The following is a 20,476-nucleotide window of genomic DNA, read 5'->3' on the forward strand; positions in this document are numbered from 1 at the left end:
TGTAAAAGTTCAAGTAATTGCTGTAGCGCTTATCATTAATAATGATTGAGCCGCTTCGCCCTGCGCCGGCCCTTACGCCTCGCCACCGCCCGCTGGTGCTGCTTCACTCCCCGGCGCGAGGCGGCATGAGGGAGGGGCAGGGAGCGACCATTCCTGGGCTGTCGCCGCGAGCATGGCGGCGATGACAGCGAAGCTTGCCCTGAATAAAGATGCTCCTATACTCCCGGCCTGGGAGGACGACCTTCCCTCATACAGAGCATAAACTTCGGGACGACCCGAGAGACTAAAAGGGTCTTCTATGTCTTGGATAATTCTCGGTTTGGCTGGGCTGCTAGAAGTCGTCTGGGCGCTTGCAATGAAGCAATCCCAGGGGTTCACACGCCTGCTGCCTACAGCAGTAATGTTGGTTGCGATGGTTGTATCATTCGGCTTGCTGGCGATTGCGATGCGAAGCATGCCGCTTGGGACGGCCTACATGATCTGGACTGGCATTGGTGCCGTGGGCGCCTTTGCCGTCGGCGTCTGGTTCTTGGGTGAAGCCATATCACCACTGCGCATTATTGCTGCCCTGCTGATTGTCGCTGGCATCATTACGATGAAAGCTGCTACCTGACCAAGACAGAGGCGGGGTCCTTGAAGCCTCCCTCAGCAGGCCCCGCCGGGCTGGCAGGGCCTATGAATGAGAGCCGCGTGACGTGCGGCGACGGCCAGCGCCTCCTGCCTCCCGCATTCGCGGTACGCCCATCCGCCGCTGCAACGGCGGGTAGCGCGTGGAGGACGGCAGAATCGTTGGCTGCTATCCGGTTATTCGTACTGCGTAAACCACCCACCGCGCCCCACCGGGGCTAGCTGCTCAGGGTAACGGCGGGATGTCGGCTATTCGGGCTGAGTCTTCTCTGCAGCGCCTTTGAGCTGTTTCAGGCGGACGCTGTAAGCATCGACGGCAGGGGCGCGGTCACCTTCGTCCAGCAGCCCGATCAGCTCTTGGGCGTGGCGCATATCGTCGGGCGTTGTCGCCTTCTTGATCTGCTCGCAGACCATGGCGCAGGTGACCTCTCCGGTAGGCTCTGGCTGGGCTTCGGGCTGTTCGGCCTGCTGCTGCTCGACTGTAGCCTCGTAGACTTGGCGGGTTTGGCGCTTGGCACGCTGCTCGGCGAGCTTGCTGCCCACCTTACCGGCAGTACCCGCACGCTGCTGCGGTGATTGCTGGGCCTGATTGGTAGGCTGGGCATTGGCCTCGGGCGTGATGTCGCGCTCTTCCTCGGCCATCCGGATGCCTTTCAGCTCGGGCGTGAATGTGTCACGCAGGGCGAAGGCGCGAGCACGCATCTGCAGCATGCGTTTCTTGTACTGCTGCCAGGGGCCTTGCTTGCCGAGTAGGCTGGCATCCTTGGCGTCCTGAGCGCTGAAGGTGTAGTGGGCCACGTTGCCGTTGGGCCGGCGACGTACCGTGCAGTGCGCTGTCATCTCCATGCCTTCGCCCTCGATCCACTCGGCGAAGTCGGCTTCCGACCAGGCCGGGGCCGCACGACAAATGGCGAGCATCATGTCGCCCCAGATGGTCGGGCGCCCGTTGATCACGGCGATGTTCTGGATGGCCTGCAGGGGGCTGGTGATGCCCAGCTCGACACCGGTCTGCCAGGCGATCATCACGTTGCCCGGCTTGCCCTTGTAGTCCTTGGGAGCCAAGTCGCTGTCGGCGATCATGGTGGACATGCGCCACACGTCATCGAAGCTGCGTGGTGTCATCGCCTTCATGAATTGATTGCGCACTTCGTTGCTGGCCAGCTCCACGCTATTGGCTTGTGCCGGGGCGTTGAACTCGGGCTCTTGGATATCTTGCTGCTGGACGGCTGTAGCGGTCTGGGTAGTCATGCGGCTTCTCCTTGGTCGTTGGATTCCAGTTGCTCGCGCTCGGCCTTGTTGAGCTTGGCCACGCGGCAATCGATGTAAGAGGAGGGCTGTACCTCGTAGCCCTTACGCTCCACCTTCTTGCGGCGGTAGCAGGTGCCATCGGCGAACGCACCCACGGCGGCGTTGCCCATTGCCTTGAGGATCCGGGCCCGGGCCGTCTTGGCGGTGGTCTCCAGCTCCTTGATCTCGGCCTTGGCGTCTTCCTCGACACGCTTCCAGTGCTCAAGCTCATCGAGAGGGATCACGCTGCCATCGGTGCCGGGGTAGAGGCGCTGCAGAAGTTCGATCGCCTTGGGATGCTCGACGTCGATATCGGGCAGTTCTCCGCGCTCGATGCCCGCCCAGAGTTCACCCTCGAGCTCGATGATGTCGGCGATCAGCGCATCGTCGCGCAGGATCGGGTACCAGCGGGTTTCCCAGCCGGCGATGGTCACCACCAGAAATCCCCACTCGTAATTCATCACGGCCAGTTGGTGCTGTACCTGGACGAAGTAGTCTTCCGGCACCTCGCCAGAGGTGCACAACCCCGCGGTGGCGTGGACGTTGTCGGGCTTGCCCCAGCCCTGGGCAAACTCGACGTTTTTCAGCTCGATCACGCCGGGACCCTTCACTGCCTGGCCGAAGATCATCTCCAGCCAAGCGGCCTGGCCATCGGTGACACCAACCACACGCCGGTCGATGTTGGCCATCATCCAGGTGTGGTCACGGTGGCACACCATGGCGTTATAGTTCTGGACATTGAGCCCGGTCGCCTCGGCGAAGCGGGCGGCGGTCACCGGCTCCATCACATGACCCATCGCCATCTTCAGGTTGCGGCGATAGTTGGCCTCGTCGTCGTCCTGGGCCAGCCCCAGCTTGCGCTCGGCTATCTCATAAGGCGTGCGGTGTTCGCTGATGCCGATCGCGGCCGCGGCTTCACTGGCCCCGATGCCCAGGCCGCGCAGTTGCAGCCAGACGTCTTGGTCCATGCTGAGCGTGCTGATGCGGCCACTGCCGCGCAGCTCGGCCTTCGCTTCATCGAGAAACATGGGGTATGCTCCATTTGCTTTATTCGTGAAAGACCCGAGCCCTCATCTGTTCCAGCAGGTAAGGGCTTTTTTCATGCCGCTTCTTTGGCTTCCTCTATCTGCTGTTCGGCCCATGAGCGGGCGAATCGAACACCTTCATCGGTGGCCAGAAATGCAGCCATCGCTTCGCCGGCTGCGTACTCCGCAAACCGCTCGGCGGCTTCGCCGTGGCCGTGAATCACGTCTTCGAGAATCTGTTCGACCTGGTTCATGACACCTCCCGTACTCGTTCGATGGCTCGCTCAAGCACCCGCACTGCCGTACCCGAACTGCGTAGCGGGGCGTTGCAGACTTGCTCGGCAGCGTGAAGCAGCTCTTCGTAGCGGCCTTTCATCCGACGAATCGTGTGTTGCTGCTCGTCGATGCGACGACGCGCCTGGGCGAGGGCGTTGAGCTGAATGACGTGGGCTTCGGTAACCTTTGGCTTGGTCATGACGCCCTCCAGAGTTCGAGTGGGGACGCTTCGCCGTGGTGGTCGTGAAGATCCCGCCGCGCTTCGTAGCGCATGCGGCGCACGTTGTTGTCCTGCGCGAAAAAGAGCGGAGCAGCGCAGTGGACGCCCAGCCGGAAGCGGGCAATGTCGGCGCTGCGGTGAAGTTCGTTTCGTTTCATGGCTGGGCTCCGGAATGAAAAAAGCCCCTCGGGGAGGGGCAGGGAACACGATCGATACAGACTGCTTGCCGGTATCGGGAAAGGCTGGCCGGTGCTGATCTCCGGCATATTCCAGTTCGCGATACGTCCGCTGGAACAAGCGCCCGGGGTAACTTCGCTCGCGCATCAGCCTGCGCATTCAGCCCTTCCCGATGCCCCCGTATTCTCAGCCCAGGGGCGGGGCATTGGTGGCACTCGCGCAGTTCCCGCGCCTTCACATCCGCTTGCGATTGCAGACGATCCAGTCTCATCGTCGGTTGGGCTGCGGACTTCCCTGCTGGCACAGCTAATCGCATCGCTGCGCCGTCATCGGGCATATACAACACCATCCGTACAGTCCGACTTCTTGCCCTGGCTGGTTTGGGCACAGATGGTGAGGATGGCGATGGATGGTTACTCCGTGCGCCCGAGAGCCACGGCACGCATCGCCTCAGCTGAATATCTCTATCGGTACTGACCCCGATCGGTCTTCATTCGGGTGGCTTCGCTACTGCCAGTCGCCAAACTGCACCAGGGTCTAGCCTCGCGGCATGTTCCTGATGCCCCGCTTGGGGCTCCCGAAAGCACTCAGCTTGTGAGTGGATGCATTTACCCGTGCACCCGGGGATCTCGAATTCTTAAAGAGCGGTGGCCTTAAAGGCCTGGCGTGTTGCTGCCGTGATGCAAATATCACGCATCGTGTTTTTTAAGTCAACACGAAAAGTGATATTTCTTCTTTTGGGTGTGATATCGCTTTGATAGGGAAGGGAAAGAATTTTCAGGCAGGCACAAAAAACCCGCCGGATGGCGGGTTGTGTTTGCTATAGGCGGGCTATTTACAGATATCGAAGCTTGGAATCACCCAGTCAGCAACCGTAAAGATAAGGCGGGAGTTTACCCAGGTAGCTTCGCCGCACTTTTTGCTAGAAGGAATGCCGAAACCAATTATGAAGACAGCAACTGCGATCATGACCCAAACGGGAGTGCTCTTTTTCTGACCCATCAGTCACACCCAGCAATGCCGCAATTACTCATGCCCCGACCGGTAATGCCGTCACCAGAATACGAGTTATCGCTACCGGAATTGCGAGTCGTCGAACTCCAAGCCTCTCCATCGGCTGAGACACCGCTATGGCGGGTGAAGCTCCCATAATCGCGACTGGTCTGGCTCCAAGTCGAGCCGGTGTCAAAGTTGTTGCCACGCATACGAGTGGTGCTGCCATTCTGCTGGATGTTGTAGCTATTGCCTGACTGGGCATCGTAGCAGCGCTGGTAATTACCTGTTCCGGTGCAGCCAGCGTAGGCAGTGCCGGCAGTCACCAAGCTCAAAGCGGTGGTAAGAGCGAGTCGTTTTAACATTTTACTGTTCCCTTGCGTTGTGATCATTCCCGCCCTGCGCAGCGGGGTTACATCTCCATCCCGGCAAAGATCACCGTGCCAATGATCCGACAGTTGCCGTTGATGGGAACGTACTGCTGTGGCCAGTTAGGATTCATGGCCTTAAGCATCTTTTGGCCCCCGTCCTCAATGTATTGCTTGAAAGTGGCTTGGTTTGTGTCGGTCAGAATGGCAACGACCTTCTTACCACTTATCGGCATCACTTCTGGATCAATGAAGATCAGCGTGCCAGGCATGAAGTTGGGCGCCATGGAGTCGCCCTCGACACGCAGCGCAAACGTGTTTTCACTGCAGCTGACTGGACATGGCCAATAGGGCGCATCGGAAAGATCCAAGGAGAAGTCTTCCACCTCGGTCCAGCAGCCAGCCTGTACCCAACTGATTTCGGGAACATGGCGGAAGAAGGCGGGGCCTGGCCTGACGTTCTCTTCAGTTGGTTCACGTCTTTTGTCGGGCGTGCTTTCTTTTCCGCTCCAAAGCCACTCCATACTGACATCAAGCGCCTTGGCGAGCTTCTCTAGGTCGGTCCGCTTTGGCTCGCGTAGATCCCTCTCATAGTTCGAGATGCGCCCCTGAGAATCCCACCCGCAAGCCGCAGTCAGCTCTGGCTGGGTTAGCCCCATTCTTTTTCTCGCTTTTCGGATGCGGTCCCCGATGGTCTCGCTCATACCGTATCTCCCGTTGATACGCCTAGGCTAACCACGTTTCGTGATAAGTCACTCGACAAATCGTGTTGTTGGAAAACACATTACGTGATATACCTAGGGGCAATTATCACGGGGCATCACCTATGAAGCTGAAAGAACTCCGCGAGAAGGCCAATTTGACCCAGAGCGAGCTGGGCAAAGCCACTGGGCTCGGTCAAACGGCCATCTCCAACTACGAATCCGGTTACCGGACACCTGACTTAAACAAGGTGGGCCGGATCGTGGCCGCACTTCGCGCCAAAGGTGTGCCGGTGACCCTTGAAGATATTTTCAGCGACCTGGCCGACCAGGCCGCTTAAACCCCAACCGCCTGCTCGTGAGAGCCGCGACCCATAGAACCCCAGAAACAAGCAAGGAAAGCATTCATGGATCGTTATCTCTCTCACGACAGTTGCATCACCGAGGATCGCCGGCGAAAGCCCGAGGGCACGCACCAACGCAACGAAGTGAAGGTGCGCTTCACCGACTCCGAATTCGAGGAGCTAAAGGCGGCAGCGGCGATGCAGACCGGCGGACGACTGGCACCGTATGTCCACGATCTCGCCCTGGAAGGGCTCGCGAGAAGCCAGCAGCGTCATGCCCAGCTGCTCGCCGAATTGGCCGAAGGCAAGCCGCTCAGTACGGATAGCCGCGAAGCCGCCACGCAGATGCTGCAACGCATGCTCGAGGTCGGGCTCATGCGGAGTCTGCACCAACAGCTAACTGCCTGAAAGGCCCTAGGAGGCACATGTGTACGACCGGGAAATGGCGCAAGCCGCACTCCAAAGAACAAGCCCCGAGTACCAGGCAATGGTGGAGGAAGTCGCAAGGAAACGCGGCATGGCAGCTTGTGACGTAGCGCTGGAAACAGCGCTGCTGGTCGCGCAGGAAGCAACGAGGGAAGCGCTATTCGCGCTGAACAACCGAAAGGGTAACCCGCCGCCTTTGCGGCTGGTGTGACATCCAGACAAGAGAAAGCCCCGGCGGCTGTGGGGGCCATGTGCCGGGGCTTCAACGAGGTAATCAGTATGTCCGAAACAGCAGAAATAATCCAGTTCCCAGCGCGTCGTGATGACGCCCAATCGTCAGGGCCTGCTAGTGCCCCGGCAAGGAGTCCTCAGGTGGAGGATGGTTTTACGCGCATAGCTCACGAGCTGTACGAGGCCACGTACAACCGCAAAGTATGCCCTGCCACCGCAACGCAGCTTTGCATCATTCACGCTGTCATTCGCAAAACCTACGGCTTCAACAAGACGCAAGATTGGATAAGCGACTCTCAGCTGGCCAAGGCGGTGGGTATCTCTCGCCAGAACGTCAATGAAGCCAAGCAACAGCTGCTCTCGATGAAGGTGCTCAACCTTTCAAGCGATGGGCGGTTGCTGAGCGTCAACAAGCATTACGACGAGTGGGATTTTTCCGCCTCACCGAAGCGTAAGGCCCCTGTCTCCAACTCTGCACAAGGTGGAGACACTGTCTCCAAGATGGAGACAAAAAACGTCTCCCAGGTGGAGACACACAATAGACAGAAAGACATAACCCCTCTCACTACGTTCGAGGGGAACGTCGCGCAAAGCGCTCCTCGCTCCTCGAAGCGGAAAGTCTGGGGCGAGCCTGTTGATCACGAGCTGGCCCACTGGATGGCCGAGATCATCGACCAGCTGCCCGGCGGCTCTGAGAAACGAAACATGGATGGCTGGGCGAACACGATCCGCCTGATGCGTGAGCGTGACGAGCGTGACCCAGCGCATATCCGAATCCTGTTCACCTGGGCCAGCCAGGACACGTTCTGGCAATCCAACATCCTCAGCCCCGCCAAGCTGCGCAAGCAGTGGAAAACGCTCGCCATCCAATTCAACCGTGACCGCTCTGGAGCCCGCCATGCAGACCGCCAAACAACTGACAGCCAGCGCTCAGAGCGAGATCGCATCGCGGCGCGGCTCGCCAACCCCCACGACGACGACTGGATGGACGGGTTCTGGCCCGACGAGGAAGGAAACGATTCAGGAGCTGGTCAACCGGGCGTTCACACGGCTGGAAGCGATCTATCCCAGGACGTGGAGAACCTCGTTCACGACGGACGACATGGTGAAGCTGGCGAAGCGCGAGGTCGCGTCTTCGATGGCGAAGTGGAAAACGCTGCCGACGCCAGCAGTGCTGGACGCAGCAATCGAGCGGATCAAGGCCGAGGGGAGCGACTGGCCACCGTCGATCGCCAGGCTGGTCAAGGCGATGAAGCCCAAGCCGGAGGATTTCGGGATGCCTGAACTCCAGCAAGCGTTCTTCGAAGCGCGGGCCCATGCCCAGCAGCCTGAGGCCCATCAGTGGAGCCATGAAGGCGTACGCCAGGCCGGTGCGATGACTGGATGGTGGGACCTCGCCAACGCCACGAGCAACACCAAGGCTGATCGCCTGCTTTCAATCTTCCGGGCCAGTTACGAATCGATCTGCAACCGCGTCATGGCCGGGGAGCCTGTCGAGCCCCGGGCGCTGATAGGTAGCGATGGCCAGCTCAGTGCATCCGAGATCGCCGAGCGTAACGGGCGCGAGCAAGCCGCTGCCCAGGCCGAGGAGCAGTTCGGAAGTCGCATGTCTGCTGAGCAGGGGCTGGCAGCACTGCGCGCCTTGGTAGGAGGTGCCGCATGACCACCTTACGCCGACCCTCAACCATCCGCTGCCCGGCATGCGGGCTCGACAAACCGATCGGCAAGATGACCGTGGCCACAAGCCGTTATGAGCGCCAGATCCTGACGGAGTGCAAGGACTGCCAGATGAGTATCAGCCGTCTCAACCGCAAGGCCCTGGCAGTCGCTAGCAAAGGGAGAACCGCCTAATGGGAACCGTAACGCAAATGCGCCCACACCGGGCCGCTGAGCACCTCGACGCAGGCACCCAACTGGGCCGGACGTACCTGGTGCTGCGCGACGCCACCTACTGGATGCAGTTGCATGAGATCGCCGAGTCGATCAAGGCCCGCTTCGAGGTGGTGGATAGCCATGCGGCGGTTAGCGCTCGAGTCCGTGACCTGCGCAGCCAGTGTGGGCTGCAGATCCTGCGCCGCCGACGCCAGGGCAGCACGGCAGACGAGTACCGGCTGGTCAGCGGGTATGCGCCGCAGCCACCGCAGGGCGATATGTTCGGGGGTGCGGCATGATTCAGCTACTCAACATTGACTGTATGGAGTTCATGCGCAGTCAGCCAGACAACGCCTTCGACCTAGCTATTGTGGATCCCCCGTATGGGCGTGGAGAACACGGAGGGGCTATCCGCACCCATGCTGTTTTGCAGAAAAACGGCACTCGCCTCATTGCACATGACGGAGGGTACGTAAAAAAAGACTGGGACAAGGCCCCTCCATCGTCAGCGTATTTCTCTGAGCTTCGTCGTGTCAGCAAAGACCAGATTATCTGGGGCGCAAACTATTACGCCGGCATGCCGGCATCTGGCGCCATTGTTTGGGACAAGGTGAATGACGGGGCGGACCAGAGTGGGGCGGAAATTGCGCTCAATACCCTCAACCAGCGCGTGGACATCGTTCGATACATGTGGCGCGGCATGATGCAGGGCGAATCCATCTGCAACGGTACGCGACAGCAGGGAAACAAAGCTCTCAATGAGAAGCGAATCCATCCAACGCAGAAGCCGGTGAAACTGTATGAGTGGCTTCTGCGCACTTATGCCCAGCCTGGGCAGCGCATCCTTGATACCCATCTAGGCAGCGCTTCTAGCGCTATCGCAGCGCACTATTTCGGCTGTGAGTTCGTAGGAACTGAGATTGATCGCGAATACTTTAGCGCAGCAAAAGCGCGTTTTGATCGCGAAACCAGCCAAGTTGACATGTTCGGGGGTGCGGCATGAAGCCATTAGAGCCGGGATGCTTGGCATTAACAGTCGGTGGCATAGATGTCGGGAGAATTGTGACGTGCATAAAGCCGCTCGAGGCTGGCACCAAAGTCACTAGCTCTCGCGATATGGAGAAATACGTAGTCCCTGAACGCTCATGGGTCACAAGCGAAGGTGAATTCGACCTTTGTTGCCGATTCGAGCGTCATCTTCTCCGCATCGACGGAGACGAAGATCTGACCGAGCAGCGCGAAGAGCAGGAGGTGCCGGCATGACGTTCTTCCTCCTGTTCATGGCCTTCTGCTCAGTGACCACCGTACTGGTGTGCTTCTTCCTGCGAGGTGCTGATGAGCAAGCGTAAGCGCCCAGCCCGGCCGCTGTATCTGGTGGTCCGGAAACTGGTTGATCCCGCAACGGGCGTCGAGGTGGGCGCCCTGGTCCCGGCCTATGACATCGACGGCGCCATGATGCGCAAGCGTGGCCTCAAGGTGGGCACCACAGTACGCGCCGAGCTGACGGCACCCCGTAACGTAACCATTCATCGCCTGGTGCATGGCCTGGGCGGGCTGGTCTGCCAGCACATCGAAGGGTTCGAGGACCACGACCACCATAGCGCCCTGAAGAAGCTGCAACAGGATGCCGAGGTGTGCTGCGACGTGTATTACACCGACGTGCCCGGGGTGGGGCAGTTCAAGACCGTGGTGCCGCAATCCATTGCCTTCGATGCGATGGACGAAAGCGAGTTTCAGCGGTTCTGGCGCGGTATCTGCCGCCATATCTGCGAGCGCTACTGGCCCAGCGAGAGCCAGGAGACCATAGAGGAAATGATCCGGCTGATGCCGAGGGAGGTGGCGTGATTCGCCCCAAGATCCGTTCGCAGAAGATTCGCGACGCTGCCGAGCGCGAGGACTGCACGCTCCAGATACCCGGGATCTGCAATCACAACCCCGAGACGACTGTCCTGGCGCATCTGCCCAGCGAGACCAACGGCATGGGCACCAAGAGCAGTGACGTCAGTTCATGCTTTGCCTGCTCGAGCTGCCATGACGCCATCGACCGCCGGATCCGCTTCGCGATCACCGACGAGGAGCGCGAGTTCTATATGCGCCGGGGACAGGCCCGCACCATCGAGCGGCTGTATGCCAAGGGCATCATCAGCATCAAGGGGGCCGCATGATCCGCCTGTTCGTGCCCTACATAGGCCCAAGCACCAACGTTGCCATTCGCCAGCATTGGAGGAAGCACAAGGATCAGGTCGAGCTGTGCGACGTACTCACCAAGCAGGCGGTGATCGATGCAAGCCTGGCCCCGATTTCCCACCAGGTGGATTTGTACTTCACGCCCCGGCTGGGACCGAAAGAGCGGATCCGCGACACAGGCAACTACTCGATCAGCTGCAAGACGATCGAAGACGGCCTGGTCCGCGCCGGTCTGCTGCCCGATGACCGCGGGGAGTACGTCAGGGAGTGGAAGGTCCGGCCGCCGATCATCGACCGCAAGCAGGAGAGCGGCACCTGGGTGGAGATCATCCGAGTAGAAGAGGAAGCGGCGTGAAAGAGCCGTTCCGCACCTGGCCCGACGGCCGCCCAGTCGGCGGATGCAACGGTTACCCGCCGGAGTTCGCCGAGTGGACGCTGTACTGCCAGGCCAAGATGGTTGCAAAGGAAATGCTGGCAGCAGGTCAGGGGAGTCGAGAGGCGGTATTCCAGCACTGGGAGGGCAAGCTGCCCAGGGTGACAAGAGAACGGGTAAGGGAAGCATTGCAGGAATTGAGCGGGGCATAGAAGTACGCACCTGCGCACCGCAGCAGCCATGCGGGGTAGAGCGGATTCAGGGGTAATAACAGTTCGCGAAAGTACGCGATTAGGTACGCAGTACGCAGGGTGCGAACCACAAGGGGACGATATGAGATATAACTCGGCACGCCAGATGATCTTTGATGCTTACCTGTTCCACCGTGGTGACAGCCCGGTGGCCAGTATCTTCGATAGTGCAAAGCGCCTAGAGAAGGCTGTAGGACGCAATGCAGGCGCACGCACGCGCAGCATCGTCGCTCAGTACAACAAGGCGCTGGCCACACTGAGCAATGCGCAGAGGATCGGAGAGGGCGAGGCCCAGGCAGCAAAGGCGGTGCGTCTGCTGGAGCGTCAACTATCTTCGATCCGCTTGGCCCTGGCCGACAGTCCGAAGTCCAGCAACGAGGGCTATATCCGTGATAATGACTGGAACATTGTCAGCGGCCTGGAAGCTGGAGCTGTCCTGAGTGTGGTCGATGCGCTGCCGCGTCATCAGCGTGCGCTGGCTTTGTATTGCTATGGCCCCCTTGAGCGCCGGGAGCGTGATGCTTTAGCCGAGGTGGTTCAGCTTGCCCTGCACCATCAGCTATTAGCCGGGGGCACGAAGTTGCCAGGCCAAGGCAAAGGGCTGCCAACGGCAGAATCACTGGATGCGCTGTACTGGCTATGCTTGGCCGCCGTTTATCACTACAGCGAGACGCAGGCAGGGCGGCCGGGGCTCTCAACACCCCAGATGATCCAGCGATGGATGTATGAGGAGCACGGTTTGGTTATTGAGGTGCGACGCTGGAGTTCAAAGAAAGATGGTCACCAATGGGCAGAGCCCTGGCATGCCGCCCTGAAGCTGATGATAGAGTGGGAGCAGGATGCACTCGAACGGCTTGAAACTCTGATTACTTTGAGGCGAGCCGCATAAGGACTCTTGAATGTCAAACATTGATGATTTCAATTTGGTTGTCGGCCTGGCCTTCGAAGATGCGCTGAGCGCATTCCCTAGGCCGGTGAATATCAATGAACGACGCATTCTGAGCGTCGTCTGGAATGAAGCTGTGTCTGAGCCAGGTGGATATGACCCTGTGTCTGGGCGATACGATAACGGCTTCACAAAGGAGCAAGATGCGAAGCTGGATTTCATCCGTTACTCCATTAAATGGCTAGTCGATGAGGGCTTTCTGCGCTACGAGACTGTTCCCGAGGGGGTTTCCCGACCTGTAGTGCTTACCTCAACAGGACATGCGGCTCTTGGGTCTAGGCTGGAGTCGGTAGCAGGGCAGCCTGAAGGCCAGACATTTGGCGATAAGCTAAGGACAGGTATTAATGACGCAGCATGGACGTCGGTAAAGCAGACGGTTTCTACAGTTCTGCTTTTTGGTGCAAAGGCAGGAGCGGCATATGTCATGGGTGCGCCTTGATATACCCGCCCGTTTCGCTTACTCTCTCCCCATGATCGAATACTGCGCCCTGGCAAATGCCGGGGCGTTTTCGTATGGCTCGGCAAGGAACAGACAGTTGAACTCATTCGCAGCACTCCAGCACGTCATCCAGCATCACTTTTCCGGCAAGGCGGCTGAACTGCAGTCCTTCGTAAGGACGGGATACTCATTCGAAGAATGGTTCAACTGGGAGCTGTTCCATGCACTGCAAGTTTCGGAAAGTGGCCTCCAGCCGAAGCCGTCATACCGCCACCTTGCCAACCTCGACTCTTCCAGAAAAACTGGGGATGTTTTCTTCACCAAAGAAGACCATGGCTACATCGTTGAGGTTGCTCTGGTGCATGACTACACCAGCGACAACAAGTGGCGAGCCAAAGTGCATCAGGATCGGGATCATCTCCTTACCCTCAAGGAAGTGGAAAGGGTGACGCCAATTCAGTTGCTGTTGCTCGTTTCCAATCATAACGATATGGAAGCTTCATCCGACTGGATGAACTGGCTGGAGTCGCTGCACTTCTGGAACGATCCTAAGGCTCTCGAGGTCAAGATCCGCCTGCCCCAACAAGGCCAGGCTTGGATTGTTGGCTGGGCTGTTTGAGTAACTAGCCTGGGGTTGGTTCCTGTTTGTGGCCGTGCTGATGTCAACACCAAACGCTATCGAGCAGATTGTAAGTTCGAAAGAGAAAACGGTCACTTAAGAGTTTAAGCTCTCCGATAACATAAGGCCCTGCCAGTCCGGCGGGGCTTTTTGTACCAGGCAAAAAATAGCCCCAACTCTTCAGCTGGGGCAAACACGCAGGGAACATAAGTATCACAAACCATACTTACCGCCGAGCCGAGTAACCAAGGGCTTTTGGTGTAAAAGTGTTACGGTTTGGTACCCAGCCCTGCCTCACTCCAAGGCCCTGCCAGTCCGGCGGGGCCTTTCCCTTTCTACTGTCGTGAGACAGCAGGTACCTACATGACGCATCCGCTCCAGCAGCGACTGATCGCCGCGGTCATCGACCGCGAGGGCGGTTACGTCGATCATCCCGCCGACCGCGGCGGGCCCACGAAATACGGCATTACCCAGGCGGTGGCACGCAAACACGGCTATTCCAGCGCCATGTGCGAACTGCCTCATCAGAAGGCGTGCGCTATCTATGCCGCCGACTTCTGGCGCCCGCTACGCCTGGACGATATCGCCGCGATCCATGAGCCGCTCGCCGAGTATCTCTTTGACTATGGCGTGAACTCTGGCCCGTCTCGGGCTGGGGAAGAGTTGCAGATCACCCTGAACGTCCTCAACGACCAGCAGCGCTACTACCGCGATATGAAGGTAGATGGTGCGGTCGGGCCGATCACGCTTTCAGCGCTTCGTGAATACCGCCGTGCGCGGGGTGATGAAGGGCTCAAGGTGCTGGCCGCAACGATCAATGCCTGCCGCATTGCCTTCTGTCGCAGCCTGGCGCGCAAGCGTCAGTCTCAAGAGGCATTCGCCTACGGCTGGTTCCAGCGTGTCGTACATCTGCGCGACGAGGTGGCGTGATGGCGCATCCTGACCTTGGCAATCAACAGGACAGGATCGAAGGCAAAGTCGATCAGATACTCGACCGTCTCACGCGCATGGAAGAGCGCCAGAACTCTCACGCCGGAAAACTCGAAGCCCACGACACCCAGCTTGCCGAACATGGCAAGCGTATCCGTGATGTTGAACTGCAGCATGCCGTCAACGTGGCCACGACCAAGCAAGAGGGCAAGCGACTGCTGGGCCGATGGGGCGCGTTGTTCTCCGTGTTTCTGGTAGTGCTCGGGGCCATTGGTACGCTGGTCGCCAATGCCATCATCGGGCTGATGAAGGGGATACCGTGATGGAGTGGAGAGATGTCGCACAAACCGTGGGCAAGATCGCGCCAGCGCTTGGCGCAGCTCTGGGCGGCCCTGCTGGTGCTGCTGTGGGTGGTCTCGCTGCTCGCGCCCTGGGCGTTTCGGAAACGCCGGAAGCGCTGGCCGCATCGCTCAAGGCTGATCCGGAGGCGGCAATAAAGCTGCGCAAGGTCGAGGCGGATCTGGAAAGCGTCCGCATCGAGGCTCAGGCCAAGGTGATCACCGCCGAGGCGCAGGGCGAGAGCTACTGGCAGCGCAACTGGCGCCCCATTCTGATGCTCACCATCACGGCTATTGTGGCCAACAACTACCTATTCGCACCGTACCTGGGTGCCATGTTCGGCAGCGCACTGACGCTTGATCTGCCAGACCGGCTCTGGGATCTGATGACCCTGGGCGTAGGCGGGTACATCGGCGGGCGCTCTCTCGAGAAAGTCACCCAGACCGTCAGCGGCAAAGGCCTCCTAGACAGGCTCAAGCTCAAATAATACAAAGATGCTTTCGTATTTCGCGCTTGAGCTAAGCTAAGCCTTCGTTAAGGCGCTAATAGCGTCGATGCGCTTGACTATCGGAACGGTGAGTATTGAAGTGACTATAACCGGAGACATATATAAAACGGTCATCACGAGTGCTACGAAAACCTTCAACCCCCCGTCTTCCGGCACAAAATAGTTCGTTATTGGCTCTAGCGTTGTGGTTATCGCGGTCAAGGACCCAATTGAAAAAATACAATATGTCAGAATTGATGCTATTCGCTTGTAATTGTCACTTTTGGCTGTGGTGCGGGACCGCACTATTCTTTTATTTAAATGATCATATTCAACATAGTCACCGGCAATCGAAAGCTGTTCGAATAAGACAGGGTTGGTTTTGCTGGAAACAACTGTGTAAACGCACTCAGCCTGAGCTTTGTTTTTTGAATAATCATAAAAAGCATGGTTGATGACTGCTAGCTCTTCATCGGTGGGGCTGCGATACGAAGGAAGTGATAAGTATATGTCAAACACACGATTCTTTTGTTTTTGCCGATGATCGTTATTAGTTAGTTTCAACTTAGCTCTGCTGAAGAAAAACGTGAGAGTGATTGTTATACAGCCAATTAAAAAAGAAAGGATTTCAGGTTGTTGCATCGCCCCACTCCGGCAGGTTCAAGGTGAATCGACTAATTTAGCTTCTTTATATGGATTTTTGAATTCACCTTACTGCAAACCTGTTTGCGGCTCGTCGTGAGACGCCCGCACTTTTACAAAGAGGCCGCACGCCGTGAGGCGTCCGGAATACCTATGGCAGCACGATTCGATTGGGAGGCGATCGAGGCGGAATATCGCACCGGTCGTTTCTCGCTGCGTCAACTTTCAGACCGTCACGGCCCGAGTGAGGCCGCGATACGCAAGCGCGCCAAGGGCGATGCCAAGCGTCCGGCCTGGAAGAAGGACCTGACCCAGAAGGTGCGCGAGCGCACTCGGGAGAAAATTACCCGCGAGGCCTTGCCGCCCGAAGCCCGAGAGACGTTGAGTGACGACGACGAGGCTATCGTCGAGCATGCGGCGAACGAGAACACTGCTGTTGTCCACGGTCACCGCAAGCTGCTCAATCGCTGGCGAGGCGTGTCCGACCAGTTCATTGATCGCCTGACCCAGCAGTTAGAGCGCGGCAAGCGTGAGGTTCAGCTCAAGTCGGGTGACGTGATCGAGATCGACCTCGACATGGAGTACCTGGGCAAGTGCATGGGCCATGGAGCCAATGCGCTGGAGAAGGTCGTCAAGCTTGAGCGCCAATCCTATGGGCTGGATCTTGAGGGCGAGAAGCAGGCCAGCCATGAAGATGCGCTGGATGCGCTAGACGAACTCGAATGAACGAACGCGAGCGTGCCATCCGCATCAAGCTGCGTGACGACTTCGAGCACTACGCGCCGCGCTGCCTGAAGATCCGCACCAAGGCAGGCAAGGTCGAGCCCTTCGAGCTCAACGTGGCGCAACGGCATATCCATGCCTGCATCACCGAGCAGAAGCGCCAGACCGGCAAGGTGCGGGCCATTCTGCTCAAGGGTCGCCAGCAAGGCGCATCCACCTACACCGAAGGCCGTTTCTATTGGTTGGTGTCGCACCGCAAGGGCAAGCGTGCCTTCATCCTGACGCATGAGGCCGAGAGTACCGGTGCACTCTTCGAGATGGCCGAGCGCTATCACGAGCACTGCCCGCCCCTGGTGAAGCCCAGCACCGGCGCATCCAATGCCAAGGAGCTGCTCTTCGACCGGCTGGATTCGGGCTATAAGGTCGGCACCGCCGGCAACAAGTCGGTAGGGCGAGGCACCACGGTCCAGTATTTCCACGGATCGGAGGTGGCGTTCTGGCCCCATGCCGCCGAGCACGCGAAGGGGATACTGCAGGCGGTACCGGACGAGCCCGACACCGAGGTGATCCTTGAGTCCACTGCCAACGGGATCGGCAACTACTACCACCAACAGTGGCAGAAGGCCGAGGCGGGCGAGAGCGAGTTCATCGCCATCTTCGTGCCATGGTTCTGGCAGTCGGAGTACCGCAAGCCGGTGCCTGCCGACTTCAGCCTAACCGCCGAAGAGGAAACGCTGGTCAAGCTGTATGGTCTGGATAACGCCCAGATCATGTTCCGACGTTTCAAGATTGCCGAACTGACGGCAGACGGTATCGACGGCAAGAGCGCCTTCAAGCAGGAATACCCCATGACGGCGCAGGAGGCCTTCCAGGTCTCCGGTGGTGACACGCTGATTCAGCCTGAGCCAGTGGTCGCGGCACGCAAGTACAAGTGCCTGGGCAATGGCCCGTTGATCATTGGCGTGGATCCGGCCCGTTTCGGCGATGACAGCACAGCGATCATCCGTCGGCGCAACCGTGCGGCATACAACGTCGAGACGCACCGCAACAAGTCCACCATGGAAGTGGCTGGCATGGTGCACTCGATCATCAAGGCCGAGAAGCCGGCACAGGTGGCCATCGACGTAGGCGGTATTGGTGCTGGCGTAGTGGATCGCCTCCTCGAGCTGGGCCACGAAGATATCGTGGTGGCGGTCAATTTCGGCTCAGCTGCACTGGACCCCGAGCGCTACCGCAACAAGCGTGCCGAGATGTGGTGGACGATGCGCGACTGGCTCAACGATGACATGCCGGTGATGATCCCCGATTCCGATGCCCTGCACGCCGACCTGTGCGGGCCGCAGTACAAGTACGACAGCAACCAGCGCCGCATCCTCGAGAGCAAGGAGGACATGCGCCGCCGGGGCCTTCGGTCTCCTGACGCTGGTGACGCGCTGGCCATGACGTTTGCCGAGCCAGTCAGGCCCAAAGACCGCCATACCGTTATCGAGAGCGTGGTGGCTGATGCCACCGCTGGTTACTGACTTTCCCTCGCCGTGAGGCGATACGACACCTTTCTCTTTTCACAGCCGTGAGGCTCTGATGCACCCTGCCGACCAAGACGATGACAAGCAGCTCGCCGCCGAGCGGCTGCAGATATTTGCTGCGCGCTTGTCGCGCAAAGCGCACGAGCAGGTACAGAAGCGCTCCTCGCTCGAGACTCGCTGGCTGGACGACTATCGCCAGTACCATGGCGAGTACGACCCGCAAACCGCAGCGCGCCTGGCGCGTGCTGAGGGCTCCGAGGTCTACGTCAACATTACGCGCAACAAGACCAACGCCGCCGAGGCCCGGCTGCAGGACATGCTCTTCCCGACCGACGACCGCAACTGGGGTATCCAGCCGACGCCGGTACCGGAATTGGACGGCATCGAGCCTGGGCAGATGGGGCAAGGGCCGAACGGTGAGCCGGTGGATATGGGGCAGGCCGCCGACGAGGTCATGCGCGGGGCCAAGAAGAAGGCCGAAGCCATGCAGGCCGAGATCGACGACCAGCTCAAGGAGAGCCGCTATCAGATCAAGTCGCGCGACGTTATTCATGACGCGGCGCTGATTGGCACTGCTGTGCTCAAGGGGCCGGTGATCGTCGGGCGCACCCACAAGCGCTGGGATACCGATGGTGAAGGCACCTCGGTGCTGACCGTTGAGGAATCCCTGGCTCCCTCGGTCGAGCGCGTCGATCCCTGGGATTTCTACCCCGACATGAGTGCGCGCACCATCGACGAGTGCGAGTTCATCTTCGAGCGTCGCCTGATGAGCAAGCGCCAGTTGCGCGAGTTCGCTCGACTGCCCGGCGCCCTGGTCGAGCAGATCCGTTCAGTGGTGAGAGGCGGCAAGGACAATACGGCGATTGCCAAGGACCACACCAACGATATTCGCAGCATCACCGGCGTGGACTCGATCAGCACTGACACCAAGTACGAGGTGTGGGAATACCACGGTCCGATCAGCAAGTCTGAGCTGCTGGATGCCATGGGCGAAGCAGGCCAGACGGCGGAAGAGCAGGAGATCGACGAACTCGACGATGAGGTCGAGGCAGTAGTGTTCTTCTCGGGCAATAACGTCCTGAAGGTCACGCTCAACCCGATGGATACCCAGGATCGTCCCTACAGCGTATTCAACTGGGAGAAGGACGAGAGCTGCATCTTCGGGTTCGGCATTCCCTATCTAATGCGTAATCCCCAGCGGGTCATCAATGCCGCGTGGCGGATGATGATGGACAACGCAGGCGCTTCAGTGAGCGATATCATCGTCGCCAACCGAGACATCATCGAACCTGCTGACGGCTCGTGGTCCAGCCAGCCCGGCAAGAAGAAGCTCTACTTCCTGAAGGACAAGACGCGCAGTGTCCGGGATGCCTTCGCCAGCTTCACCATCCCAAACCACCAGGTGGAGCTCGCCAATATCTTCTCCATGGCCCGGCAGCTCGCCGACGAGGAAACCAACCTGCCATTGATCGCCCAGGGCGAGCAGGCTGGACACGTTACCCAGACATCAAGCGGCATGGCCATGCTGATGAACAGTGCCAATATCGTGTTGCGCCGCGCCGTGAAGAACTGGGACGACGACATTACCCGGCCGACGATCACGCGCTTCTACGACTGGAATATGCAGTACAGCGACAAGGCGAACATCAAAGGCGACTACAGCGTCGATGCGCGTGGATCCGGTGCTCTGCTGGTGCGCGAAAAGCAGCAAGAGAGCCTGATGGTCTACGCCAACATCAGTGCCAGCAATCCGGAATTCGCCATTCGGCGTGACTGGGCGGGGATGGATCGGGAGATCGCGAAGGCGTTGGAAGTGCCGTATCAGAACATCACCCTGTCGGACGCCGATGTCGAGAACAAGCGTAAGCAGATGGCCGAGCAGCAGGGCGACCCCCAGACACAGATCAAGATGGCCGAAATGCAGCTTAAGCAGCAGGAGCTGCAGTTCAGGGCCCAGCAACAGCAAGCCGACTTCCAGCTGCGTCAGCAGCAACAGCAGTGGGACCAGCAGTACAAGGCGGCTCAGTTGCAGAGCGACCAGGAGATCGCCCGTCAGAAACTGGCCCTTGAGATGAACATGACCCAGGCGGAGCTCGAAACAAAGCTGGGCCTGGAGTCGCAGAAGCTGGAGCTGCAGATGCGCCAGACGGCGGCTAAGTTGCAAACCGATCGCGACAAGGCTGCAGCGCAGCTCACCGAGCGCCAGAACGACCGCCTTGCACGCGAACAGAACCAGTCAATGGGGTTCGATAGCTACTGATGGCAGACATCAACAAGCATTCCGAAACCTGGCAGGCCGTGACCGAATGGGCTCGGCAGCAGCGCCAGGACGCGATAGAGCAACTGATCGCCGACCGCGAATCCGAGCAGCAGCGTGGCAAGATCGAATTGCTTGATCAATTGCTGAACCTCACTAACACATCATCCATCCCGCCCGTCGTGGCGGACAATTACCAGTAACCAATAG

Annotated in this window: 29 protein-coding genes and 1 pseudogene; 23 read left to right on the plus strand and 7 right to left on the minus strand. The window is 59.0% G+C overall.

The features are described from left to right. Positions 1-298: 298 nt before the first annotated feature. Positions 299-613, plus strand: coding sequence for a DMT family transporter (locus ACW4DH_RS07125; protein ID WP_459635681.1), 315 nt, complete (start codon positions 299-301; stop codon positions 611-613). A 263-nt stretch (positions 614-876) separates the two neighbouring features. On the opposite strand, the gene ACW4DH_RS07130 is transcribed toward ACW4DH_RS07125, so the two are convergent. From ACW4DH_RS07130 to ACW4DH_RS07155, 6 genes are all read right to left on the minus strand, one after another. After that, positions 877-1,875, minus strand: a complete 999-nt coding sequence (locus ACW4DH_RS07130) for a hypothetical protein (protein ID WP_459635682.1) — start codon at positions 1,873-1,875, stop codon at positions 877-879. Next, positions 1,872-2,942, minus strand: coding sequence for a YqaJ viral recombinase family nuclease (locus tag ACW4DH_RS07135; RefSeq protein ID WP_459635683.1), 1,071 nt, complete (start codon positions 2,940-2,942; stop codon positions 1,872-1,874). The genes ACW4DH_RS07130 and ACW4DH_RS07135 overlap by 4 nt, the downstream gene beginning before the upstream one ends. Before the next feature lie 71 nt (positions 2,943-3,013). Then, positions 3,014-3,193 carry a hypothetical protein gene (locus ACW4DH_RS07140; protein ID WP_459635684.1) on the minus strand — a complete coding sequence of 60 codons (180 nt, stop codon included), beginning with the start codon at positions 3,191-3,193 and terminating at the stop codon, positions 3,014-3,016. Further along, entirely contained in the window at positions 3,190-3,414 is a 225-nt protein-coding gene (locus tag ACW4DH_RS07145; protein WP_459635685.1) for a hypothetical protein, read from the minus strand. The genes ACW4DH_RS07140 and ACW4DH_RS07145 overlap by 4 nt, the downstream gene beginning before the upstream one ends. Continuing rightward, positions 3,411-3,593: a hypothetical protein gene (locus ACW4DH_RS07150; RefSeq protein ID WP_459635686.1), complete on the minus strand. Its 183-nt coding sequence runs from the start codon at positions 3,591-3,593 to the stop codon at positions 3,411-3,413. Before ACW4DH_RS07150 ends, ACW4DH_RS07145 begins: the two co-directional genes overlap by 4 nt. Before the next feature lie 1,424 nt (positions 3,594-5,017). Next, positions 5,018-5,677 (minus strand): LexA family protein, encoded by a 660-nt coding sequence (locus ACW4DH_RS07155; protein ID WP_459635687.1) that lies wholly within the window; start codon positions 5,675-5,677, stop codon positions 5,018-5,020. A 122-nt stretch (positions 5,678-5,799) separates the two neighbouring features. Here ACW4DH_RS07155 and ACW4DH_RS07160 point away from each other — a divergent pair, with 122 nt between their 5' ends. The 18 genes and pseudogenes from ACW4DH_RS07160 (at position 5,800) to ACW4DH_RS07245 (ending at position 15,118) form a co-directional block, all read left to right on the plus strand. After that, positions 5,800-6,015 (plus strand): helix-turn-helix transcriptional regulator, encoded by a 216-nt coding sequence (locus ACW4DH_RS07160; protein ID WP_459635688.1) that lies wholly within the window; start codon positions 5,800-5,802, stop codon positions 6,013-6,015. Between the two features lie 66 nt (positions 6,016-6,081). Further along, the gene (locus ACW4DH_RS07165) at positions 6,082-6,426 is read left to right on the plus strand and encodes a hypothetical protein (RefSeq protein WP_459635689.1); all 345 of its coding nucleotides are present in this window, start codon (positions 6,082-6,084) and stop codon (positions 6,424-6,426) included. 19 nt (positions 6,427-6,445) lie between these two features. After that, positions 6,446-6,655 carry a hypothetical protein gene (locus tag ACW4DH_RS07170; protein WP_459635690.1) on the plus strand — a complete coding sequence of 70 codons (210 nt, stop codon included), beginning with the start codon at positions 6,446-6,448 and terminating at the stop codon, positions 6,653-6,655. 68 nt (positions 6,656-6,723) lie between these two features. Then, positions 6,724-7,092: pseudogene (locus tag ACW4DH_RS07175) on the plus strand (replication protein); the annotation flags it as partial. A 481-nt stretch (positions 7,093-7,573) separates the two neighbouring features. Beyond that, a complete protein-coding gene (locus ACW4DH_RS07180) occupies positions 7,574-8,338 on the plus strand; it encodes a replication protein P (protein WP_459635691.1) in 765 nt (254 codons plus the stop codon). Then, the gene (locus ACW4DH_RS07185; protein ID WP_459635692.1) at positions 8,335-8,526 is read left to right on the plus strand and encodes a hypothetical protein; all 192 of its coding nucleotides are present in this window, start codon (positions 8,335-8,337) and stop codon (positions 8,524-8,526) included. Before ACW4DH_RS07180 ends, ACW4DH_RS07185 begins: the two co-directional genes overlap by 4 nt. Continuing rightward, entirely contained in the window at positions 8,526-8,846 is a 321-nt protein-coding gene (locus ACW4DH_RS07190; protein ID WP_459635693.1) for a hypothetical protein, read from the plus strand. The genes ACW4DH_RS07185 and ACW4DH_RS07190 overlap by 1 nt, the downstream gene beginning before the upstream one ends. Continuing rightward, positions 8,843-9,550 carry a DNA methyltransferase gene (locus ACW4DH_RS07195; protein ID WP_459635694.1) on the plus strand — a complete coding sequence of 236 codons (708 nt, stop codon included), beginning with the start codon at positions 8,843-8,845 and terminating at the stop codon, positions 9,548-9,550. Before ACW4DH_RS07190 ends, ACW4DH_RS07195 begins: the two co-directional genes overlap by 4 nt. A gap of 332 nt (positions 9,551-9,882) precedes the next feature. Then, positions 9,883-10,392, plus strand: coding sequence for a hypothetical protein (locus tag ACW4DH_RS07200; RefSeq protein ID WP_459635695.1), 510 nt, complete (start codon positions 9,883-9,885; stop codon positions 10,390-10,392). After that, the gene (locus ACW4DH_RS07205) at positions 10,389-10,712 is read left to right on the plus strand and encodes a DUF1364 domain-containing protein (RefSeq protein WP_459635696.1); all 324 of its coding nucleotides are present in this window, start codon (positions 10,389-10,391) and stop codon (positions 10,710-10,712) included. Before ACW4DH_RS07200 ends, ACW4DH_RS07205 begins: the two co-directional genes overlap by 4 nt. Then, positions 10,709-11,089, plus strand: a complete 381-nt coding sequence (locus tag ACW4DH_RS07210; protein ID WP_459635697.1) for a RusA family crossover junction endodeoxyribonuclease — start codon at positions 10,709-10,711, stop codon at positions 11,087-11,089. Before ACW4DH_RS07205 ends, ACW4DH_RS07210 begins: the two co-directional genes overlap by 4 nt. Further along, the gene (locus ACW4DH_RS07215) at positions 11,086-11,319 is read left to right on the plus strand and encodes a hypothetical protein (RefSeq protein WP_459635698.1); all 234 of its coding nucleotides are present in this window, start codon (positions 11,086-11,088) and stop codon (positions 11,317-11,319) included. The genes ACW4DH_RS07210 and ACW4DH_RS07215 overlap by 4 nt, the downstream gene beginning before the upstream one ends. A gap of 121 nt (positions 11,320-11,440) precedes the next feature. Continuing rightward, positions 11,441-12,247, plus strand: a complete 807-nt coding sequence (locus ACW4DH_RS07220; RefSeq protein ID WP_459635699.1) for a hypothetical protein — start codon at positions 11,441-11,443, stop codon at positions 12,245-12,247. Between the two features lie 10 nt (positions 12,248-12,257). Continuing rightward, positions 12,258-12,743: a hypothetical protein gene (locus tag ACW4DH_RS07225; protein ID WP_459635700.1), complete on the plus strand. Its 486-nt coding sequence runs from the start codon at positions 12,258-12,260 to the stop codon at positions 12,741-12,743. Continuing rightward, complete coding sequence (locus tag ACW4DH_RS07230; RefSeq protein WP_459635701.1) at positions 12,724-13,362, plus strand: hypothetical protein; 639 nt, start codon at positions 12,724-12,726, stop codon at positions 13,360-13,362. Before ACW4DH_RS07225 ends, ACW4DH_RS07230 begins: the two co-directional genes overlap by 20 nt. Before the next feature lie 363 nt (positions 13,363-13,725). Continuing rightward, positions 13,726-14,292 carry a glycoside hydrolase family 108 protein gene (locus ACW4DH_RS07235; RefSeq protein WP_459635702.1) on the plus strand — a complete coding sequence of 189 codons (567 nt, stop codon included), beginning with the start codon at positions 13,726-13,728 and terminating at the stop codon, positions 14,290-14,292. After that, positions 14,292-14,615: a hypothetical protein gene (locus tag ACW4DH_RS07240; RefSeq protein ID WP_459635703.1), complete on the plus strand. Its 324-nt coding sequence runs from the start codon at positions 14,292-14,294 to the stop codon at positions 14,613-14,615. The genes ACW4DH_RS07235 and ACW4DH_RS07240 overlap by 1 nt, the downstream gene beginning before the upstream one ends. Continuing rightward, positions 14,615-15,118 (plus strand): 3TM-type holin, encoded by a 504-nt coding sequence (locus ACW4DH_RS07245; protein ID WP_459635957.1) that lies wholly within the window; start codon positions 14,615-14,617, stop codon positions 15,116-15,118. The genes ACW4DH_RS07240 and ACW4DH_RS07245 overlap by 1 nt, the downstream gene beginning before the upstream one ends. A 36-nt stretch (positions 15,119-15,154) precedes the next feature. Here ACW4DH_RS07245 and ACW4DH_RS07250 read toward each other — a convergent pair whose 3' ends face one another. Further along, on the minus strand, positions 15,155-15,760 hold the full coding sequence (locus ACW4DH_RS07250; protein ID WP_459635704.1) for a hypothetical protein: 606 nt from the start codon (positions 15,758-15,760) through the stop codon (positions 15,155-15,157). Between the two features lie 153 nt (positions 15,761-15,913). Here ACW4DH_RS07250 and ACW4DH_RS07255 point away from each other — a divergent pair, with 153 nt between their 5' ends. Genes ACW4DH_RS07255 through ACW4DH_RS07270 form a run of 4 tightly spaced genes read left to right on the plus strand, consistent with a single transcriptional unit; the run spans position 15,914 to position 20,469 of the window. Beyond that, positions 15,914-16,486: a hypothetical protein gene (locus tag ACW4DH_RS07255; protein WP_459635705.1), complete on the plus strand. Its 573-nt coding sequence runs from the start codon at positions 15,914-15,916 to the stop codon at positions 16,484-16,486. Beyond that, positions 16,483-18,006, plus strand: a complete 1,524-nt coding sequence (locus ACW4DH_RS07260; protein WP_459635706.1) for a hypothetical protein — start codon at positions 16,483-16,485, stop codon at positions 18,004-18,006. Before ACW4DH_RS07255 ends, ACW4DH_RS07260 begins: the two co-directional genes overlap by 4 nt. A 58-nt stretch (positions 18,007-18,064) precedes the next feature. Further along, the gene (locus ACW4DH_RS07265) at positions 18,065-20,269 is read left to right on the plus strand and encodes a hypothetical protein (RefSeq protein ID WP_459635707.1); all 2,205 of its coding nucleotides are present in this window, start codon (positions 18,065-18,067) and stop codon (positions 20,267-20,269) included. Continuing rightward, on the plus strand, positions 20,269-20,469 hold the full coding sequence (locus tag ACW4DH_RS07270) for a hypothetical protein (RefSeq protein WP_459635708.1): 201 nt from the start codon (positions 20,269-20,271) through the stop codon (positions 20,467-20,469). The genes ACW4DH_RS07265 and ACW4DH_RS07270 overlap by 1 nt, the downstream gene beginning before the upstream one ends. The last annotated feature ends 7 nt before the right edge of the window (positions 20,470-20,476 follow it).

It is taken from the genome of Halomonas sp. WWR20 (assembly GCF_054602495.1).

Bases quoted from the DNA above. Each gene is read 5' to 3' on its own strand.
- ACW4DH_RS07210 (WP_459635697.1), top strand. From the start codon at position 10,709: ATGATCCGCCTGTTCGTGCCCTACATAGGCCCAAGCACCAACGTTGCC.
- ACW4DH_RS07195 (WP_459635694.1), top strand. From the start codon at position 8,843: ATGATTCAGCTACTCAACATTGACTGTATGGAGTTCATGCGCAGTCAG.
- ACW4DH_RS07260 (WP_459635706.1), top strand. From the start codon at position 16,483: ATGAACGAACGCGAGCGTGCCATCCGCATCAAGCTGCGTGACGACTTC.
- ACW4DH_RS07150 (WP_459635686.1), bottom strand. From the start codon at position 3,593: ATGAAACGAAACGAACTTCACCGCAGCGCCGACATTGCCCGCTTCCGG.
- ACW4DH_RS07220 (WP_459635699.1), top strand. From the start codon at position 11,441: ATGAGATATAACTCGGCACGCCAGATGATCTTTGATGCTTACCTGTTC.
- ACW4DH_RS07140 (WP_459635684.1), bottom strand. From the start codon at position 3,193: ATGAACCAGGTCGAACAGATTCTCGAAGACGTGATTCACGGCCACGGC.
- ACW4DH_RS07155 (WP_459635687.1), bottom strand. From the start codon at position 5,677: ATGAGCGAGACCATCGGGGACCGCATCCGAAAAGCGAGAAAAAGAATG.
- ACW4DH_RS07135 (WP_459635683.1), bottom strand. From the start codon at position 2,942: ATGTTTCTCGATGAAGCGAAGGCCGAGCTGCGCGGCAGTGGCCGCATC.
- ACW4DH_RS07245 (WP_459635957.1), top strand. From the start codon at position 14,615: ATGGAGTGGAGAGATGTCGCACAAACCGTGGGCAAGATCGCGCCAGCG.
- ACW4DH_RS07270 (WP_459635708.1), top strand. From the start codon at position 20,269: ATGGCAGACATCAACAAGCATTCCGAAACCTGGCAGGCCGTGACCGAA.
- ACW4DH_RS07185 (WP_459635692.1), top strand. From the start codon at position 8,335: ATGACCACCTTACGCCGACCCTCAACCATCCGCTGCCCGGCATGCGGG.
- ACW4DH_RS07180 (WP_459635691.1), top strand. From the start codon at position 7,574: ATGCAGACCGCCAAACAACTGACAGCCAGCGCTCAGAGCGAGATCGCA.
- ACW4DH_RS07235 (WP_459635702.1), top strand. From the start codon at position 13,726: ATGACGCATCCGCTCCAGCAGCGACTGATCGCCGCGGTCATCGACCGC.
- ACW4DH_RS07230 (WP_459635701.1), top strand. From the start codon at position 12,724: ATGTCATGGGTGCGCCTTGATATACCCGCCCGTTTCGCTTACTCTCTC.
- ACW4DH_RS07240 (WP_459635703.1), top strand. From the start codon at position 14,292: ATGGCGCATCCTGACCTTGGCAATCAACAGGACAGGATCGAAGGCAAA.
- ACW4DH_RS07250 (WP_459635704.1), bottom strand. From the start codon at position 15,760: ATGCAACAACCTGAAATCCTTTCTTTTTTAATTGGCTGTATAACAATC.
- ACW4DH_RS07165 (WP_459635689.1), top strand. From the start codon at position 6,082: ATGGATCGTTATCTCTCTCACGACAGTTGCATCACCGAGGATCGCCGG.
- ACW4DH_RS07160 (WP_459635688.1), top strand. From the start codon at position 5,800: ATGAAGCTGAAAGAACTCCGCGAGAAGGCCAATTTGACCCAGAGCGAG.
- ACW4DH_RS07190 (WP_459635693.1), top strand. From the start codon at position 8,526: ATGGGAACCGTAACGCAAATGCGCCCACACCGGGCCGCTGAGCACCTC.
- ACW4DH_RS07265 (WP_459635707.1), top strand. From the start codon at position 18,065: ATGCACCCTGCCGACCAAGACGATGACAAGCAGCTCGCCGCCGAGCGG.
- ACW4DH_RS07145 (WP_459635685.1), bottom strand. From the start codon at position 3,414: ATGACCAAGCCAAAGGTTACCGAAGCCCACGTCATTCAGCTCAACGCC.
- ACW4DH_RS07125 (WP_459635681.1), top strand. From the start codon at position 299: ATGTCTTGGATAATTCTCGGTTTGGCTGGGCTGCTAGAAGTCGTCTGG.
- ACW4DH_RS07225 (WP_459635700.1), top strand. From the start codon at position 12,258: ATGTCAAACATTGATGATTTCAATTTGGTTGTCGGCCTGGCCTTCGAA.
- ACW4DH_RS07255 (WP_459635705.1), top strand. From the start codon at position 15,914: ATGGCAGCACGATTCGATTGGGAGGCGATCGAGGCGGAATATCGCACC.
- ACW4DH_RS07130 (WP_459635682.1), bottom strand. From the start codon at position 1,875: ATGACTACCCAGACCGCTACAGCCGTCCAGCAGCAAGATATCCAAGAG.
- ACW4DH_RS07200 (WP_459635695.1), top strand. From the start codon at position 9,883: ATGAGCAAGCGTAAGCGCCCAGCCCGGCCGCTGTATCTGGTGGTCCGG.